13 protein-coding genes and 1 riboswitch are annotated in these 15,126 nt (G+C 73.4%); of the genes, 3 read left to right on the forward strand and 10 right to left on the reverse strand.

The window, feature by feature from the left end; all coding sequences use genetic code 11:
- The 5 genes from DZF91_RS06710 to DZF91_RS06730 all read right to left on the reverse strand — a co-directional run.
- Positions 1-1,159, reverse strand: a 1,159-nt coding sequence (locus DZF91_RS06710; protein ID WP_235834130.1) for a hypothetical protein, incomplete at its 3' end; no start/stop codon positions are given.
- Complete coding sequence (locus DZF91_RS06715) at positions 1,156-2,979, reverse strand: HSP90 family protein (RefSeq protein WP_117356621.1); 1,824 nt, start codon at positions 2,977-2,979, stop codon at positions 1,156-1,158. The genes DZF91_RS06715 and DZF91_RS06710, both read right to left, overlap by 4 nt.
- Positions 2,980-3,185: 206 nt before the next feature.
- The gene (locus tag DZF91_RS06720; protein ID WP_117356622.1) at positions 3,186-4,175 is read right to left on the reverse strand and encodes a malate dehydrogenase; all 990 of its coding nucleotides are present in this window, start codon (positions 4,173-4,175) and stop codon (positions 3,186-3,188) included.
- A gap of 333 nt (positions 4,176-4,508) precedes the next feature.
- Entirely contained in the window at positions 4,509-6,728 is a 2,220-nt protein-coding gene (locus DZF91_RS06725) for an NADP-dependent isocitrate dehydrogenase (protein ID WP_117356623.1), read from the reverse strand.
- 220 nt (positions 6,729-6,948) lie between these two features.
- On the reverse strand, positions 6,949-7,260 hold the full coding sequence (locus tag DZF91_RS06730; protein WP_026415533.1) for a DUF3017 domain-containing protein: 312 nt from the start codon (positions 7,258-7,260) through the stop codon (positions 6,949-6,951).
- A gap of 359 nt (positions 7,261-7,619) precedes the next feature.
- Between DZF91_RS06730 and DZF91_RS06735 the strand changes: the two genes are divergently transcribed.
- Positions 7,620-8,345 carry an FHA domain-containing protein gene (locus tag DZF91_RS06735; protein WP_117356624.1) on the forward strand — a complete coding sequence of 242 codons (726 nt, stop codon included), beginning with the start codon at positions 7,620-7,622 and terminating at the stop codon, positions 8,343-8,345.
- A gap of 287 nt (positions 8,346-8,632) precedes the next feature.
- On the opposite strand, the gene DZF91_RS06740 is transcribed toward DZF91_RS06735, so the two are convergent.
- Positions 8,633-9,487, reverse strand: coding sequence for a bifunctional methylenetetrahydrofolate dehydrogenase/methenyltetrahydrofolate cyclohydrolase (locus tag DZF91_RS06740; RefSeq protein WP_117356625.1), 855 nt, complete (start codon positions 9,485-9,487; stop codon positions 8,633-8,635).
- Positions 9,488-9,543: 56 nt separating this feature from the next.
- Positions 9,544-9,628: riboswitch (ZMP/ZTP riboswitch) on the reverse strand.
- Between the two features lie 181 nt (positions 9,629-9,809).
- Here DZF91_RS06740 and DZF91_RS06745 point away from each other — a divergent pair.
- Positions 9,810-10,403, forward strand: coding sequence for a GNAT family N-acetyltransferase (locus tag DZF91_RS06745; RefSeq protein ID WP_117356626.1), 594 nt, complete (start codon positions 9,810-9,812; stop codon positions 10,401-10,403).
- Between the two features lie 68 nt (positions 10,404-10,471).
- Here DZF91_RS06745 and DZF91_RS06750 read toward each other — a convergent pair whose 3' ends face one another.
- The 3 genes from DZF91_RS06750 to purN all read right to left on the reverse strand — a co-directional run bounded on the left by DZF91_RS06750 (position 10,472) and on the right by purN (position 13,080).
- On the reverse strand, positions 10,472-10,651 hold the full coding sequence (locus DZF91_RS06750; RefSeq protein WP_117356627.1) for a hypothetical protein: 180 nt from the start codon (positions 10,649-10,651) through the stop codon (positions 10,472-10,474).
- A 207-nt stretch (positions 10,652-10,858) separates the two neighbouring features.
- Positions 10,859-12,427, reverse strand: coding sequence for a bifunctional phosphoribosylaminoimidazolecarboxamide formyltransferase/IMP cyclohydrolase (gene purH / locus DZF91_RS06755; protein WP_117356628.1), 1,569 nt, complete (start codon positions 12,425-12,427; stop codon positions 10,859-10,861).
- On the reverse strand, positions 12,424-13,080 hold the full coding sequence (gene purN / locus DZF91_RS06760) for a phosphoribosylglycinamide formyltransferase (RefSeq protein ID WP_117356629.1): 657 nt from the start codon (positions 13,078-13,080) through the stop codon (positions 12,424-12,426). Before purN ends, purH begins: the two co-directional genes overlap by 4 nt.
- A gap of 162 nt (positions 13,081-13,242) precedes the next feature.
- On the opposite strand from purN, the gene DZF91_RS06765 reads away from it, so the two are divergent.
- The gene (locus tag DZF91_RS06765) at positions 13,243-13,731 is read left to right on the forward strand and encodes a DUF4190 domain-containing protein (protein WP_117356630.1); all 489 of its coding nucleotides are present in this window, start codon (positions 13,243-13,245) and stop codon (positions 13,729-13,731) included.
- 114 nt (positions 13,732-13,845) lie between these two features.
- Here DZF91_RS06765 and DZF91_RS40995 read toward each other — a convergent pair.
- Positions 13,846-15,126: cell division protein PerM (locus DZF91_RS40995; RefSeq protein WP_199486454.1), on the reverse strand; the 1,281-nt coding region annotated here is incomplete at its 5' end.

Genomic DNA, 15,126 nt, shown 5'->3' on the forward strand with positions numbered 1-15,126 from the left:
CCCCGGGCGCCTCGGCGGCCTCCGGGGCCGGGGACGGCGGCGCGGCGGCGGCGCGGGCGTGCTCGGTCAGGGGCAGGTGGTCCACCAGCGGCTCGGCGGCCAGGGTCGCGCGGACGGCGTCGCCCTGCCGGGACGTCCCGTTGCGGGCGTCGAACCGGGCGGCGATGCCGAGCGCCAGGCGCTCCAGCTCGGTTCGCAGGTCGGGCAGCGCGACGTCCTCGGCCGGACGGTCGCCGGACGCCGGCCGCCGGACGGTCAGCCCGTCCGCGCCGAGGTCCGCCAGCCGGCGCAGCAGCAGCGCCGCGGACGCGGCGAACCGCATGGCCGCGTACGGGCTGGGCGCGCGGTCGAGCCAGCCGAGGTGCCGCTGCACGATCTCCAGGCCGCGCGGCTCGTTCCCGGTGACGGCGCAGAACCACACGTGCTCGGAGATGTGGCTCAGATCGGCGAGGTTCGGCCGGAGCAGCCGGTAGGCGCGGCGGTGCGCGTCGCGCGCCTCGGCGAGCCGGCCGGTGCGCAGGTAGACCGGCAGCAGGGTGGTGAGCATGTCCTGCGGCTGCTCGGTGCAGTTCAGCTCGGCGTTCAGCACCGGCGCGGCGACGGCGAGCGCGTCCTCGTACCGGCCGCGGTCGGCCAGGTGGTCGGCCAGTCCGGACGGGTCGCAGCCCTCGCAGTCCGACAGGGCGTCGCGCTCGGCGGCCCGCCACCTGGCGAACAGCTCGTCGGCGGCCTCGACGTCGCCGATGTGCTGCGCGACGGCGTGCCGGTAGTGGTGGACGGCCTGGAGGCTGTGCCCGCCGAGCCGGTACCGCCGCTCCATGTCGTCCAGGACGGCGCGGGTGCGGTCGAGCGGGATCTCCGGGAACAGCGTCAGCGAGTTGACGATCCACTTCATCTGCCACAGCAGCCGGTGCTCGGCGTCGTGCCGGGCGGGATCGCGGTCGTGCTCGGCCAGGCAGCGGCTGAAGGTGGTGAACGCCTTGGCGGGCTCGCCGCCGTACTGGTAGGCCGTGGTCAGCGCCATCCGGACCCGGAAGGCCAGCTCGGCGTCGGCGGCGGCCTCGGCGCGGCGCAGCGCGTCCTCGACCAGGAGGGTGCGGGTCTCGCCGTAGGGCAGCTCGTCGGCGCGGGCCATCAGCTCGTAGACGTCGGCGGTCACAGATCGGCCTCCGGGGTGGGGGTGTGCACGGCCCAGTCGAGCAGGCCGAGGAAGGAGCGGTTCAGCACCGCGCTGTCGGCCGGACGCAGCGGATGGTGGCCGAGCAGCAGCGCCTGCCCGTACAGGGCCTGCACCGCCACCTCCACCAGGTCGGCGTCGGTCAGCGCGGCGATCCGCCGGGCGAGCGGGTTGCGGTGGTTCAGCACGAGCTGCGGGCGCTCGGCCGGGGCCGTCGCGCCGAGCGCGCCGAGCACGTCCGACCACAGGTCGCCGGCCAGCTCGCGGGCCTCCTCCAGCTCGGCGCGGTGCCGCGCGGCGCGGCTGGTCAGGTACAGCGCGGGCAGCGACACCGGGTCGAAGTCGCGCACCACGACCTCGCAGCCGAGCCGTTCGACGGCGCGCTGCGCGGCGGCCAGGAACGGCCGCAGCCGCAGCTCGGTGTCGGGGTCGACGACGCCGAAGTGGGTGGTCAGCTCGGCCGGTTCGAGGCGGCGCATCCGGGCGTCGGGGTCGATCGCGGGCAGCCGCTCGATGATCTCGGTGTCGTGCACGTAGCCGCCGTTGACCAGCCCGACGCCCTGCGCGCCCGACACGGCCGACAGCCGGCGGAACTCGTCCACGCCGGTGACGTAGCGGGCGTCGGGGTGCCGGCGGCGGAACTCGTTCAGCGTCATGGGCCCGGCGGAGGTCTCGAACTCCAGCCAGCGGTCGACGATGCGGAGCATGTCGTCGTCGTGCAGGGCCATCGCCTTCACGCCGAGCTGGTGCAGCCGCAGGAACGCGCGCATCCGGGACGGGTCGGTCTCGGCGAGCGCGACGAGCCACTGCCGGACGCGCTCGCCGAGCTGCCGCCGGGTGGCGTCGAGCAGCTCGTCCTCGAACAGGGCCTCGCGACCGGCGGTCGGGCGCAGCTCCCCGGCGTCCACCACGCAGCGGACGAAGAACGCCCAGTCGGGCAGCAGTCCCTCGACGTTCTCGGCGAGCAGCATGCGGCGCAGGTAGACGCGGTGCGCGCCGCGCGCGGTCGGCGGGACGGCCTGCGGCAGGACGAACGCGACGCCGTCGAGGCCCGCCTCCGGGACGTGGAGGTCGATGACGTCGAACGGCTCGAACCCGAACACCTCGCGGCAGTAGGCGTCGAGGGCCCGGCGGCGGCCGGCGGGATCGGGGTACGCGGCGCGCCACGGCGGGCCGTCGCCGGTGATCGGCGTGCCGTCCACGGTCAGGTCGACGGGCAGCAGGCCGCCGTAGGTCCGCGCGAGGTCGACGACCGTCGCGGGGGCCATCAGGTCGGACGCGCCGGGCCGCGGGCGCAGCGTGACCGTGGTGCCGGGCTCGGCGCGCTCGGCGGGCTCGACCCGGTAGTGGCCGGACGCGTGGCCGGTCCACCGGACGGCCGGGTGCCCGCCGCCGTCGGCGGGGCGGGCCGAGCGGGTCACGACCTCGATCTCGTCCGCGACCAGGAACGCCGACAGCAGGCCGATGCCGAACTGGCCGAGGAAGTCCGACCGGGCGAAGCCGAGCTCGTCGCGCTTGGACGAGCGGCCGATCGTGGCCAGCAGCCGGTGCACCTCGTCCTCGGTGAGGCCGATGCCGTCGTCGTGGACGCGCAGCGCCCCGCCGCCGGTCTCGATCCGCACCCGGGCGCGGCGCGCCGGGGAGGCCCCGTCCGGGGAGGCCCCGTCCAGGGCGGCGCGGGCGGTGCCCGCGTCGACCGCGTTCTGCAGCAGTTCGCGCAGGTAGACCCGGGGGCTCGAGTACAGGTGTCTGCTCAGCAGGTCGACCACGCCCCGCAGATCGACCTGGAACGCCTGCTCCACCTGAAAAGCCTCCCGATTCGCCCGTTTTGGCACGTCCACGCACCCTAGCGCCAAGCATGCCGCCCCCGACCGACAATCTCAGCGCGGTTTTTTCGCGGAAACGAGAAAACCCCGGGCCCGAAGGCCCGGGGTCGGAGCCGCGCGCTCAGGCGCAGGCCACGCTCGGATCAGACGCCGTCGACGCTCCGATCAGGCTGGGATCGGGTTCAGATCAGGCCCAGCTTGCGGACCGCGTCGCGCTCCTCGGCGAGCTCCTGCACCGAGGCGTCGATGCGGCCGCGCGAGAAGTCGTCGATCTCCAGGCCCTGGACGATCTCCCACTCACCGTCCTTGGTGGTGACCGGGAAGGACGAGATCAGGCCCTCGGGCACGCCGTACGAGCCGTCCGACACGACGGCCATGGAGGTCCAGTCGCCCTCGGCGGTGCCGTTGACCCAGGTGTGGACGTGGTCGATCGCGGCCGACGCGGCGGACGCGGCCGAGGACGCGCCGCGCGCCTCGATGATCGCCGCGCCGCGCTTGGCGACGGTCGGGATGAAGTCGTTCTCCAGCCACTGCTGGTCGCCGACGACCTCGGCCGCCGACTTGCCGCCGATCTCGGCGTGGAACAGGTCGGGGTACTGGGTCGCCGAGTGGTTGCCCCAGATCGTCATCTTCTTGATGTCGGAGACCGAGACGCCGGCCTTCTTCGACAGCTGCGCGAGGGCGCGGTTGTGGTCGAGGCGGGTCATCGCGGTGAAGCGCTCGGCCGGGACGTCCGGGGCGTGCTGCTGCGCGATGAGCGCGTTGGTGTTGGCCGGGTTGCCGACGACCAGGACCTTGATGTCGTCCGCCGCGCCCGCGTTGATGGCCTCGCCCTGCGGGCGGAAGATGCCGCCGTTGGCCTCCAGCAGGTCGCCGCGCTCCATGCCCTTGGTGCGGGGGCGGGCGCCGACGAGCAGGGCGACGTTGGCGCCCTCGAACGCCTTGGTGGCGTCGTCGAAGATGTCGATGCCGGACAGCAGCGGGAACGCGCAGTCGTCCAGCTCCATGGCGGTGCCCTCGGCGGCCTTCACGGCCTGCGGGATCTCCAGCAGCCGCAGCTTGACCGGTACGTCCGCGCCGAGCAGGTGCCCGGACGCGATGCGGAACAGCAGCGCGTAGCCGATCTGGCCCGCGGCTCCGGTGACGGTGACGGAAACTGGCGTGCGCGTCATAGCCTTCTTCATCTCCTGCTGACGGGGCTCAGGCGGCCTTTCCAGGGGATCTCTCGCCGTCGAGATATCCGCCAGCCAGGCTATACCTCGCGCTCCCCCGCGCCGTCCTCCAGGGCCGCACCTGGCATGACTGTCTGCTCACACACCGCCCGGCACGCGTACTCACGCCCTGGCGAGACACGCTCACCCCTGCCGAGACGCGCTTACGCCCCGGCGGGAAGGGCGAGGGCCGCCCGGCCGGGGTGTCCCGGCGGGCGGCCCCCTCGCGGACGGAGGAGATCGTTCCTACACCGAACCATCTCGTTCCGCGCCGCGCGTCCGCGGTGGACGGGCTCAGGCGAGCGTCTCCAGGGCGCGGTTGAACGTGGCGGACGGACGCATCACGGCCGCGGCCTTGGCCGGGTCCGGACGGTAGTAGCCGCCGAGGTCGACCGGGGAGCCCTGGACGGCGAGCAGCTCGTCCACGATGGTCTGCTCCTGCTCGCCCAGCTTCTCGGCGAGCGGGCCGAACGCGGTCGCCAGCTCGGCGTCCTCGGTCTGGTTCGCCAGTTCACGGGCCCAGTACAGGGCCAGGTAGAAGTGGCTTCCGCGGTTGTCGATGCCGCCGAGCCGCCGGGTCGGGGACTTGTTCTCGTTCAGGAACTCGGCGGTGGCGCGGTCGAGCGTGTCGGCGAGGATCTGCGCCCGCGCGTTCCCGGTCGTCCGGGCCAGGTGCTCGAAGCTCGCGGCCAGCGCGAAGAACTCGCCGAGGCTGTCCCAGCGGAGGTAGTTCTCCTTGACGAGCTGCTGGACGTGCTTGGGGGCCGAGCCGCCCGCGCCGGTCTCGAACAGGCCGCCGCCCGCCATCAGCGGGACGACCGACAGCATCTTGGCGCTGGTGCCCAGCTCCAGGATCGGGAACAGGTCGGTCAGGTAGTCGCGCAGGACGTTGCCGGTGACCGAGATGGTGTTCTCGCCGCGGCGGATGCGCTCCAGGGAGAACTTCGCCGCCTCGACCGGGGCCATGATCTCGATCCGGAGGCCGTCGGTGTCGTGCTCGGTGAGGTACTTCTCGACCTTCTCGATCAGGACGGCGTCGTGCGCGCGGTCGGCGTCCAGCCAGAACACGGCCGGGTCGCCGGACAGGCGGGCGCGGGTGACGGCCAGCTTGACCCAGTCGCGGATCGGCAGGTCCTTGGTCTGGCACATGCGGAAGACGTCGCCGGCGGAGACCGGCTGCTCCAGCACGACCGAGCCCTGCTCGTCCACGACGCGGACGGTGCCGTCGGCCGGGATCTCGAAGGTCTTGTCGTGGCTGCCGTACTCCTCGGCCTTCTGCGCCATCAGGCCGACGTTCGGCACCGAGCCCATGGTGGCCGGGTCGTAGGCGCCGTTGGCCCGGCAGTCGTCGATGACGGCCTGGTAGACGCCGGAGTAGCTGGAGTCGGGGATGACCGCGAGGGTGTCGTGCTCCTCGCCGTCCGGGCCCCACATGTGGCCGGAGGTGCGGATCATCGCGGGCATGGAGGCGTCCACGATGACGTCGCTCGGGACGTGCAGGTTGGTGATGCCGCGGTCGGAGTCGACCATGGCCAGCTCCGGCCCCTCGGCCATCTCGGCCTCGAAGGACGCCTTGATCTCCGCGCCCTCGGGCAGCTTGTCCAGCCCGGACAGGATGGCGCCGAGGCCGTCGTTCGGGGACAGCCCGGCCTTGGCCAGCGCCTCGCCGTGGGCCTCGAACGTGCGCGGGAAGAACGCCTTCACCACGTGGCCGAAGATGATCGGGTCGGAGACCTTCATCATCGTGGCCTTCAGGTGGACGGAGAACAGCACGCCCTCGGCCTTGGCACGGGCGATCTGCGCGGCCAGGAACTCGCGCAGCGCCGATACTCGCATCACCGACGCGTCGACGACCTCGCCGGCCAGCACCGGGACCGACTCGCGCAGCACGGTGGTGGCGCCGTCCGCGCCCGCCAGCTCGATGCGCAGCTTGCCGTCGGCCGGGATGACTGCGGACGTCTCGGTGCTCCGGAAGTCGTCGGCGCCCATGGTCGCCACGTTGGTCTTGGAGTCGGCCGTCCAGGCGCCCATGCGGTGCGGGTGCGTGCGCGCGTACTGCTTCACGGCCGCGGGGGCACGGCGGTCGGAGTTGCCCTGGCGGAGCACCGGGTTCACGGCGCTGCCCTTGACCTTGTCGTAGCGGGCGCGGATGTCGCGCTCCTCGTCGGTCTTCGGGTCGTCGGGGTAGTCCGGCAGCGCGTAGCCCTGCTCGCGCAGCTCGGCGATGGCGGCCTTGAGCTGCGGGATGGACGCCGAGATGTTCGGCAGCTTGATGATGTTGGCCCCGGGGGTCTCGGCGAGGTCGCCGAGCTCGGCGAGCGCGTCGCCGACGCGCTGCCCCTCCTGCAGGTACTCCGGGAACACCGCGATGATCCGCCCCGCGAGGGAGATGTCGCGGGTCTCGACGCCGACCCCGGCGGTCGAGGCGTACGCCTCGATGATGGGCAGGAACGAATAGGTCGCCAGGAGCGGAGCCTCGTCGGTGTGCGTGTAGATGATCGTCGAGTCTGTCACCCGGACACTCCCTCTTTCATAGCATCATTGCTCGATATCAAGATATCTGGTGTTCAAACCCCTTCCGGACGACTGCTGGTGTAGACCACGCGGCGGCCCGTGCGCAGCCTTCGGGCACCCTTGTTGACCTGGGAGAACGCCGGAAAATTCAGTGGTGGCGGAACGTGTTGGGACAGTGGCGCGGGGTCACCGTCGAAGGCCGCTGAGAGCCCCCGGCGAGTCAGCGCGGGACGACCAGGGCGGTGCCGGCGATGGCCACCGCGAAGCCCGCCATGATGGTGACGTCCAGCCAGCGCTTGCGGGTCTCCAGCATCCCGACCTGGCTCGGCGGCAGCACCAGCCGGGCGAGCGCCCCCAGCAGGACGGCGGCGGCGAGCAGGCCGGAGCCCTTGCGGAAGTAGTGCAGCGCGCACAGCACGAGGCCGCCGGCGACGCCGGACAGCACGATCAGGTACGGAAGCTGGCCGAGCCAGTTGGGGCCGACGCCGCCGCCACGCGGCGTGCGCCGTCGCCGATGCAGTTGCGTGCTCATGCCGAAGAGCCCCTCGTCAGCCGGTCCGGTCGGGTCCCGGAGCATCCGCGCGGCGCGTCCGCGGCCGTCGAGCCGCCGGGCGCGCCGGGAGGAGCCGGAATCCCATCCTCCACCGTAGCGCCGAACCACCGGTGACACGACGGCCGGTCGTCCCGGAGGGGATGCCCCGGCGCTATCGAACACGCGTCCCGGAGGCTTCTTGACAGCCATATAACGCCCGTCAAGCCCGTTTTACGACGAAAACCGGAGAACACGGAAACCCCTGCGCCATCGGCCCTACTCACCGGTAGGAGGGTGTGACGATCACCGGCACGGGTAACCCGGCAGACAGGGGTCGCTAACTAGCTGGGAGGACTGCCGTGGAGGGGCCGTTCATGCGGATCGAGGACAGCGGACTGGTGATGCCGCTGCGCCCCGACGTAACGACGGTCGGCCGAGGGCGAGGAGTCGACATCCGCCTCGACGACCCGAGTGTGTCCCGTTTGCACGCAGAGATCATTCGGCGCGGCCCGTACGTGTACGTCGTCGACATGGGGCTTTCCCGCAACGGGACCCGTGTCAACGGCCGCCCGATCGCGCGCCGTGTCCTGGAGGACGGTGACGTCGTGAGCTTCGGCACGGCGCGCTGCCGGATGGGGGGCATCCCCCGCGAGGAGGTCGATCCCGACGTCGAGCTGCGGCGCGCCGTGGCTCCCGAGCTCACCCGCCGCGAGGTCGACGTGCTGACCTCGCTGTGCCGCCCCGCCCTGTCGGACGAGGCGTTCGTCGCTCCGGCCACCGCCCGCGAGATCGCCGCCGACCTGGTGGTGACGGAGGCCGCCGTCAAGCAGCACCTGCTGCGGCTCTACCAGAAGTTCCGCATCCCCGAGGGCGCCAACCGGCGCACCCGGCTGGCCAACGAGGTGATCGCCATGGGGCTCGTCCGGCCGCTGCCGCCGGTGCACGTCCCGCAGCAGGGCCGCCCGCCCGTGGACGCCCGGGCCACCGGTGAGATCCGGCGTCCCGCGCCGCAGGGCGCGACGCACGGCCACCCACTGAACGGCGGCCCCGGCCGCCACAGCGCGGCGGCGCGAAGAGCGAGCTGACGCGCGCCGCACGGGCCGTTCCGTCGCGTCGCACGGGCCGTCCCCACGCGGTCGCGCCGGCCGTTCCGTCGCGCCGGACGGGCCGTCCCGTGCCGCACGGGTCGTTCTGCGCCGCACGACCCGCGGTCGCTCCAGAAGAGGCAGCGCAGCATGGAGCGACCGTGCTTCCCCCCGCCGGGGCCGATCCGGCCCCGGCGGGACCGCCACCCATCAGCTCCGAGAACTCCACCCCGGGCTAAGGCCGGGAGTGAGGAGCGGACGGCCTTGGAGAACGGCGGGACGACGCCTCAGGAGCGGGCGTTCGTCTCGGCGAGCTCCACGACGTTGGCGAGCAGCATCGCGCGGGTCATCGGGCCGACGCCGCCCGGATTGGGGGCCACCCAGCCCGCCGTCTCGCGGACGTCGTCGGCGACGTCGCCGGCGAGCTTGCCGTCCACCCGGGAGACGCCCACGTCCAGGACGGCCGCGCCCGGCTTGACCATGTCGGCGGTGATCAGCCCGGGGACCCCGGCCGCCGCGACGATGATGTCGGCGTTCCGGGTGTGCGCGGCCAGGTCGCGGGTGCCGGTGTGGCAGAGCGTGACGGTCGCGTTCTCGGTGCGCCGGGTCAGCAGCAGGCCGAGCGAGCGCCCGACGGTGATGCCGCGGCCGACGACCACGACCTCCGCGCCCGCGATCGGCACGTCGAAGCGGCGCAGCAGCTCCACGATCCCCTTGGGCGTGCAGGGCAGCGAGCCGGGCTGCATGAGGGTGAGGCGGCCGAGGCTGATCGGGGCGAGGCCGTCGGCGTCCTTGGCGGGGTCGATCAGCTCCAGCACCCGGAACTCGTCCAGGCCCTTGGGCAGCGGGAGCTGCACGATGTAGCCGGTGCAGGCCGGGTCCTCGTTCAGCTCGCGGACGGCCTGCTCCACCTCGTCCTGCGTGGCGGTCGCGGGCAGGTCGCGGCGGATCGACTCGATGCCGACCTCGGCGCAGTCGCGGTGCTTCATGTTGACGTAGGCGTGGCTGCCCGGGTCGTCCCCCACCAGGACGGTGCCGAGCCCGACGCCGATCCCGCGCTCCTTGAGCGCCGCCACGCGCCCGGTCAGGTCGGCGCGGATCTCCGCCGCCGTCGCCTTGCCGTCCAGGATCTTCGCGGTCATGGGTCCCTCCGAGCGGATCTCGCCGGAGCCCGCGCAGGGCGGCCCCGGTCTGCGACTCCGTCCACCCAGGCGCGCGGTGTCCGGACCGTCTTCGCTCCCCGGTGGTCGAATCCACCTTGACTGCGCCAGTCGCGTCCGGCCCATGCTACCGGGCGGTTCGCGGACGGAACGTTGCCCTTCGTCCCTGCCCGGCCCCGCCCGGCCCCCCGCTCGGCCCCGCTCGTCCATGGGGGCGTCCGTCCGTTGGAGGCGGAGTGGTTCCTCGGAATCGGCGGCAAGTGGCCGTTTCGGATGTCCGTTTCCGCGCCTAACGTCGGGTGGCATGAACGACGCCTGGTACGAACGCCCCGTCCTGACCGGCCGCTACGTCCGGCTGGAGCCACTGTCGCAGGAGCACGCCGAGGGGCTTCTCGAGGCGGGCAAGGACGCGGACGTGTGGCGGTGGCTCGGCACGCGGCAGCCCGCCGACCTCGCCGGGATGCGGGCCTTCGTCGCGGACGCGCTGGCCGCCTTCGAGCGGCGGGAGCGGGTGCCGTGGGTCCAGATCGACGCGGCCACGGGAGAGGTCGCGGGGACGACCTCCTACTACGAGATCGCCCCGGCGAGCCGGAACCTGTACATCGGCCACACCTGGATCGGGTCCCGCTGGCAGCGGACGGGCTTCAACACCGAGTCCAAGCTGCTGCTTCTCGAGCGGGCGTTCGACGACCTGGGCGCGGTGCGGGTGGGCTGGCACACCGACCGGCTGAACGAGCGGTCACGCGCGGCGATCCAGCGGCTCGGGGCGTCCTTCGAGGGATTCCACCGCAAGCACCGCCTCCGCCCGGACGGCACGTTCCGCGACACCGCCGTCTACGCGATGATCGACACCGAGTGGCCGGAGGCCGCCGCGGCGCTCCGCGCGCGGCTCCGCTGACCCGTCCCCGACCCAGGTCTGTCCCGGCCGGGGACGGGGACGGGGACGGGGCTCAGGGGAACGCGGGGTCAGTCCTGGTCGGTCCGTCCGCGCCAGGCGATGAGGCGGTCGGTGCCGTGCCAGCCGAGGCGGGCGGCGAGCATCGCCGCGAGGGCGGCGGCGATCAGGCCGACGACCTGCCGGGATTCGGTGATCAGGACCGGGGCCTGGAGGACGGAGCCGAGGAAGAGGCTGACCAGGTATTCCATACGCGGTACTCCCATGAGAGGGCCGCGTGAAGGCCAGGGATGCGTAAAACGACGCGGCCAAGACCGAGATTAAACGACCTCGAAAGTAAAACTTGCCAACATGGGAAAGGACCCCGGCGGCCTCAAGGCCACCAGGGTCCGCTCCGTCCAGGTCCCGCACGGGGAACGGCGGGGTCGGCGCCGGTCGGCGGACCGGCGCCGCGCCGGTCAGTGGAAGAAGTGCCGGACTCCGGTGAAGTACATGGTGATCCCGGCCTTCTCGGCCGTCTCGATCGCCTGCTCGTCCCGGATCGAACCGCCCGGCTGGACGACCGCCGTGACGCCGGCCTCGATGAGGATCTCCAGGCCGTCCGGGAACGGGAAGAACGCGTCGGACGCGGCGACCGCGCCCCGGGCGCGCTCCTCCCCCGCCCGCGCGACCGCCAGCCGCGCCGAGTCGACCCGGTTGACCTGCCCCATCCCGACGCCGACGGTCGCGCCGTCCCGGGCGAGCAGGATCGCGTTGGACTTGACCGGACGGCACGCCTTCCAGGCGAACGCCAGGTCGCGCAGGGTCGCCTCGTCGGCCGGGGCGCCCGTCTTGAGCTCCCAGTTCGCCGGGTCGTCACCGTCCGCGTCCACCCGGTCGACGGTCTGCACCAGCAGGCCGCCGTCGATCCGGCGCGACTCGGTCGGGTTCGCCGGGCCCTGCGGGCAGACCAGCAGCCGGACGTTCTTGAACCGCTCGGTGAGGACCGTGACGGCCTCGTCCTCGAACGACGGCGCGACGACGACCTCGGCGTAACTGCCGGTGATCTGCCGCGCCATCGCCGCGCTGACCGGCCGGTTCGCGGCGATCACGCCGCCGTAGGCCGACGTCGGGTCGCACTCCAGGGCCTTGCGGTGCGCCTCGGCGACGTCCGCGCCGACCGCGATGCCGCACGGGTTGGCGTGCTTGATGATCGCGACGCACGGCTCGTCGAAGTCGTAGGCGGCGCGGTGCGCGGCGTCGGTGTCGACGTAGTTGTTGTACGACATCTCCTTGCCGTACAGCTGCTCCGCGTTCGCCAGGCCGCCCCGGGCGCCGGGGTCGGTGTAGAGCGCGGCCTTCTGGTGCGGGTTCTCCCCGTACCGCAGCGGGTTCTTGCGCTCCCACGTCGCGCCGGTGAAGTCCGGCCAGCCGGTCTCGGCGGCGTCGGCGTCCGGCGCGTAGGACGAGGCGAACCAGGACGCCACGGCCACGTCGTAGGCCGCGGTGTGCGAGAACGCCTGCGCGGCGAGGCGGCGGCGCTCCTCCAGCGTGAAGCCGCCCGCCCTGACCGCCTCCAGCACCTCGCCGTACCGCTCGGGCGACACGACGACGGCGACGCTGGCGTGGTTCTTGGCGGCGGCGCGGACCATGGTCGGGCCGCCGATGTCGATCTGCTCGACGCACTCGTCCGGCTTCGCCCCGGACGCCACGGTGTCGGAGAACGGGTAGAGGTTCACCACCGCGAGGTCGAACGGCTCCACGTGCAGGTCGTCGAGCTGCTGGAGGTGGTCGTCCTTGCGCCGGTCGGCGAGCAGGCCCGCGTGCACCTTCGGGTGCAGCGTCTTGACCCGCCCGTCCAGGCACTCGGGGAACCCGGTGAGCTTCTCCACCTTCATCACCGGGACGCCCGCCGCGGCGATCCGCCCGGCCGTGGAGCCGGTCGAGACGATCTCCACCCCCGCCTCGTGCAGCCCCTTGGCCAGCTGCTCCAGCCCCGTCTTGTCGTACACGCTGATCAGCGCGCGCCTGATAGCCACCCGACTCACCGGCCGAGCTCCCCTCCATCGTCAGCGGACGTGTTGCAGGTCCCGCACTTCATGGCGACCCGTCTGCCCTCGGTGGTCCATCCGTCGCGGGCGAGCCGGCCGACGACGTCCACCAGGAGGCGGCGCTCCACCTGCTTGATGCGCTCGTGCAGGGAGTCCTCGTCGTCGTGCCGGAGCACCTGGACGGCCTCCTGGGCGATCACGGGTCCGGTGTCCACGCCTTCGTCGACGAAGTGCACGGTACAGCCCGTCACCCGGACGCCGTAGGCCAGGGCGTCCCGGACGGCGTGGGCGCCGGGGAAGGCGGGCAGCAGCGCCGGGTGGGTGTTGACCGTCCGGCCGCCGAACCGGGCCAGGAACGCCGGGCCGAGGATCTTCATGAACCCCGCCGAGACCACCAGGTCGGGCTCGTGCGCCGCGACGGCGTCGGCGAGCGCCGCGTCCCAGGCCGCGCGGTCGGGGAAGTCGGGGATCCTGACGGTGAAGGTGGGCAGGCCCGCCTCCCGCGCGCGGGTGAGGCCGGCGATCGCGTCCCGGTCGGCGCCCACAGCAACGACGGACGCCCCGTAGGCTGGATCTGCGCACGCCTCGAGGAGCGCCTGTAGGTTGGTCCCCGCGCCGGAGACGAGGACGACGAGCCGGGCGGACACCATGACTCCTCAGCGGTGACGTCGGGGCGGACCGGGCGAGCCAAAGCCTATCGGCCCTGCTCGGCGCACCTGAACCGGCGCCGCGGTGAGCCTCCGTGGACTCCCGCTCCGGGCCGGTCCACACCACGCCAGACGATCCACACCACGCCAGCGGGGGGACGAGAAGTGAACGAGCAGCCGGGGACGTCCGGCCAGTCGACCGGCCAGGACCCGTGGCGGCCCTCCGAGCCCCAGGATCCGGCCCCGGGCGGCCCCGTCCCGCCCGGCGCCGCCGAGCAGGCCGCCCGGCGGGCGCTGTGGCTCGGTGTCGGCTCCCTGGTGATCACCCTGTTCTTCTGGCCGTTCGGCCTGGTGCTGGGGATCGCCGCGCTGGTCGTCGGCACCCGCGCCCGGCGGCTGTCCGCGGAACGTCCGCGCCCGCTGCCCGGGCTGACCGGCGGCATGGTCAGCGGGGCGCTGTCGGTGGTCCTCGGCGTCCTGATGCTGGGCTTCGCCGTCTACCTGTGGCCCGAGGTCAGCGGCCTGGAGAACTGCAAGTCCACGGCCAACACGCAGACCGACCGCCAGGCGTGCGAGGACAAGTGGCTCCCGGAGATCGCCCGCAAGCTGCACGTCCGCACGTCGGACCTCGACCCGCTCAAGGGCATGCTCTGACCTGACCGCTCTGACCGCTCTGAAGCGCTCAGACCGCCTCGAACGCCCGGACGGGCCGGAACCGCACTCGCGGCTCCGGCCCGTTCCGCTTCCGGCCGCCCTGTCCGCGGCCGGTCAGGCGTTGTCGCGGGGGTCGTCGCGCAGGATGTAGATCGCGCCGCCGCGGGTCTCGGTGCGCTCCGGCTCGTCGTGGCGCGGGCGGGGAACGTCCGTCTCCGCCGCCGGGGGTTCGGGCTCGGGCTCGGGTTCTGGTGTGATTTCCGGCTCGTTCTCGCGTTCGGCGGGCGGCTCGGCGGCCGGAGCCTTCGCCGGAGCCGGAGCTGGGGTGGGGGCCGGGGTCGGCTCGTCGAGGAGGTCGGCCGGATCGTCCTCGACGCGGGTCCGTGACCTGGCCGGACGGCGCGGGGCGAGGACGGGTTCGGCCTCCTCGAACTCCAGCGCGGCGGCGTACGGCGACGCGGGCGGTTCGGGTTCCGGCGCCGGGACGGGCTCGGCGGGCGGCGCGGCGGGCGTCTCGCGGACGGGTCGGGCGTCCCGCGTCGTCTCTTCGGCGGCCGAGGGTGGGACGACTCCGGCCTCGCTCCTCTCGGCGTCCGCGCGGCGGCGCCGGGCGCGCCGGTTCTCCTTCGGAGCGGCGGGCCGTGCCACCGCCTCGGCGCTGGAATCGTCCGGAGCTTCCGGGGCGTCGGCGCGGCGGAGGATGCGCCAGTTGGCCAGCCAGGCGGCGATGGCGGCGGAGATCCCCACCTCCAGCGCGGCCAGCAGCCCCACCTGCCACCAGGACGGACCGACGGTCGCCAGCCGGGCGCCGCCGAGCGGGCCGCCCGACAGCGCCGCGAGGACGGCGGTCACCACGCCGGTCAGCGCGCCCGAGGCGAAGCCCCACAGCGGCGCGGTCTCCGACGCCGTGCTCGGCATCGCCCGGACGGTCAGGACCCCGCCGACCGCCCCCGCGAGGAACGGCGCGGCGAGCGCCACCAGCGACGGGACGGGCGCGGGGCCCGGTTGCGGCAGCGCCGCGAGCGGCGGGAACACCGGCACCACGTCCAGCAGGACGCCCGTGGCGGCCACGCTCGTCCCGGAGCCGACCGCGAAGCCGGGGCCGATCGCGTAGGCCATCCCCCAGATCACCGCGTTCGGCAGGAACGCGAGCTGCACCAGGACGAGCAGCGCGCCGCCCACGAGGCCGGGGGCCAGCAGGTCGTACTGGCGGGCCGCCTCCCCCGTGTGCACCGCCAGGGACGCGCCGACCAGCACCGCGCCCGCGCCGAGCAGCACCGACACCGCCCCGGCGACGCCGATCACCAGGGAGCGCGGGCGGTCCGGCAGCAGCCGCACCAGCGCGCCCAGCCCGGACCGGACGCGCCGTCCGCGCGCCGCGACGACGGTCCGCGC

This window comes from Actinomadura logoneensis, assembly GCF_003428695.1.
In the GTDB taxonomy this organism is placed as follows: Bacteria; Actinomycetota; Actinomycetes; order Streptosporangiales; family Streptosporangiaceae; genus Spirillospora; species Spirillospora logoneensis.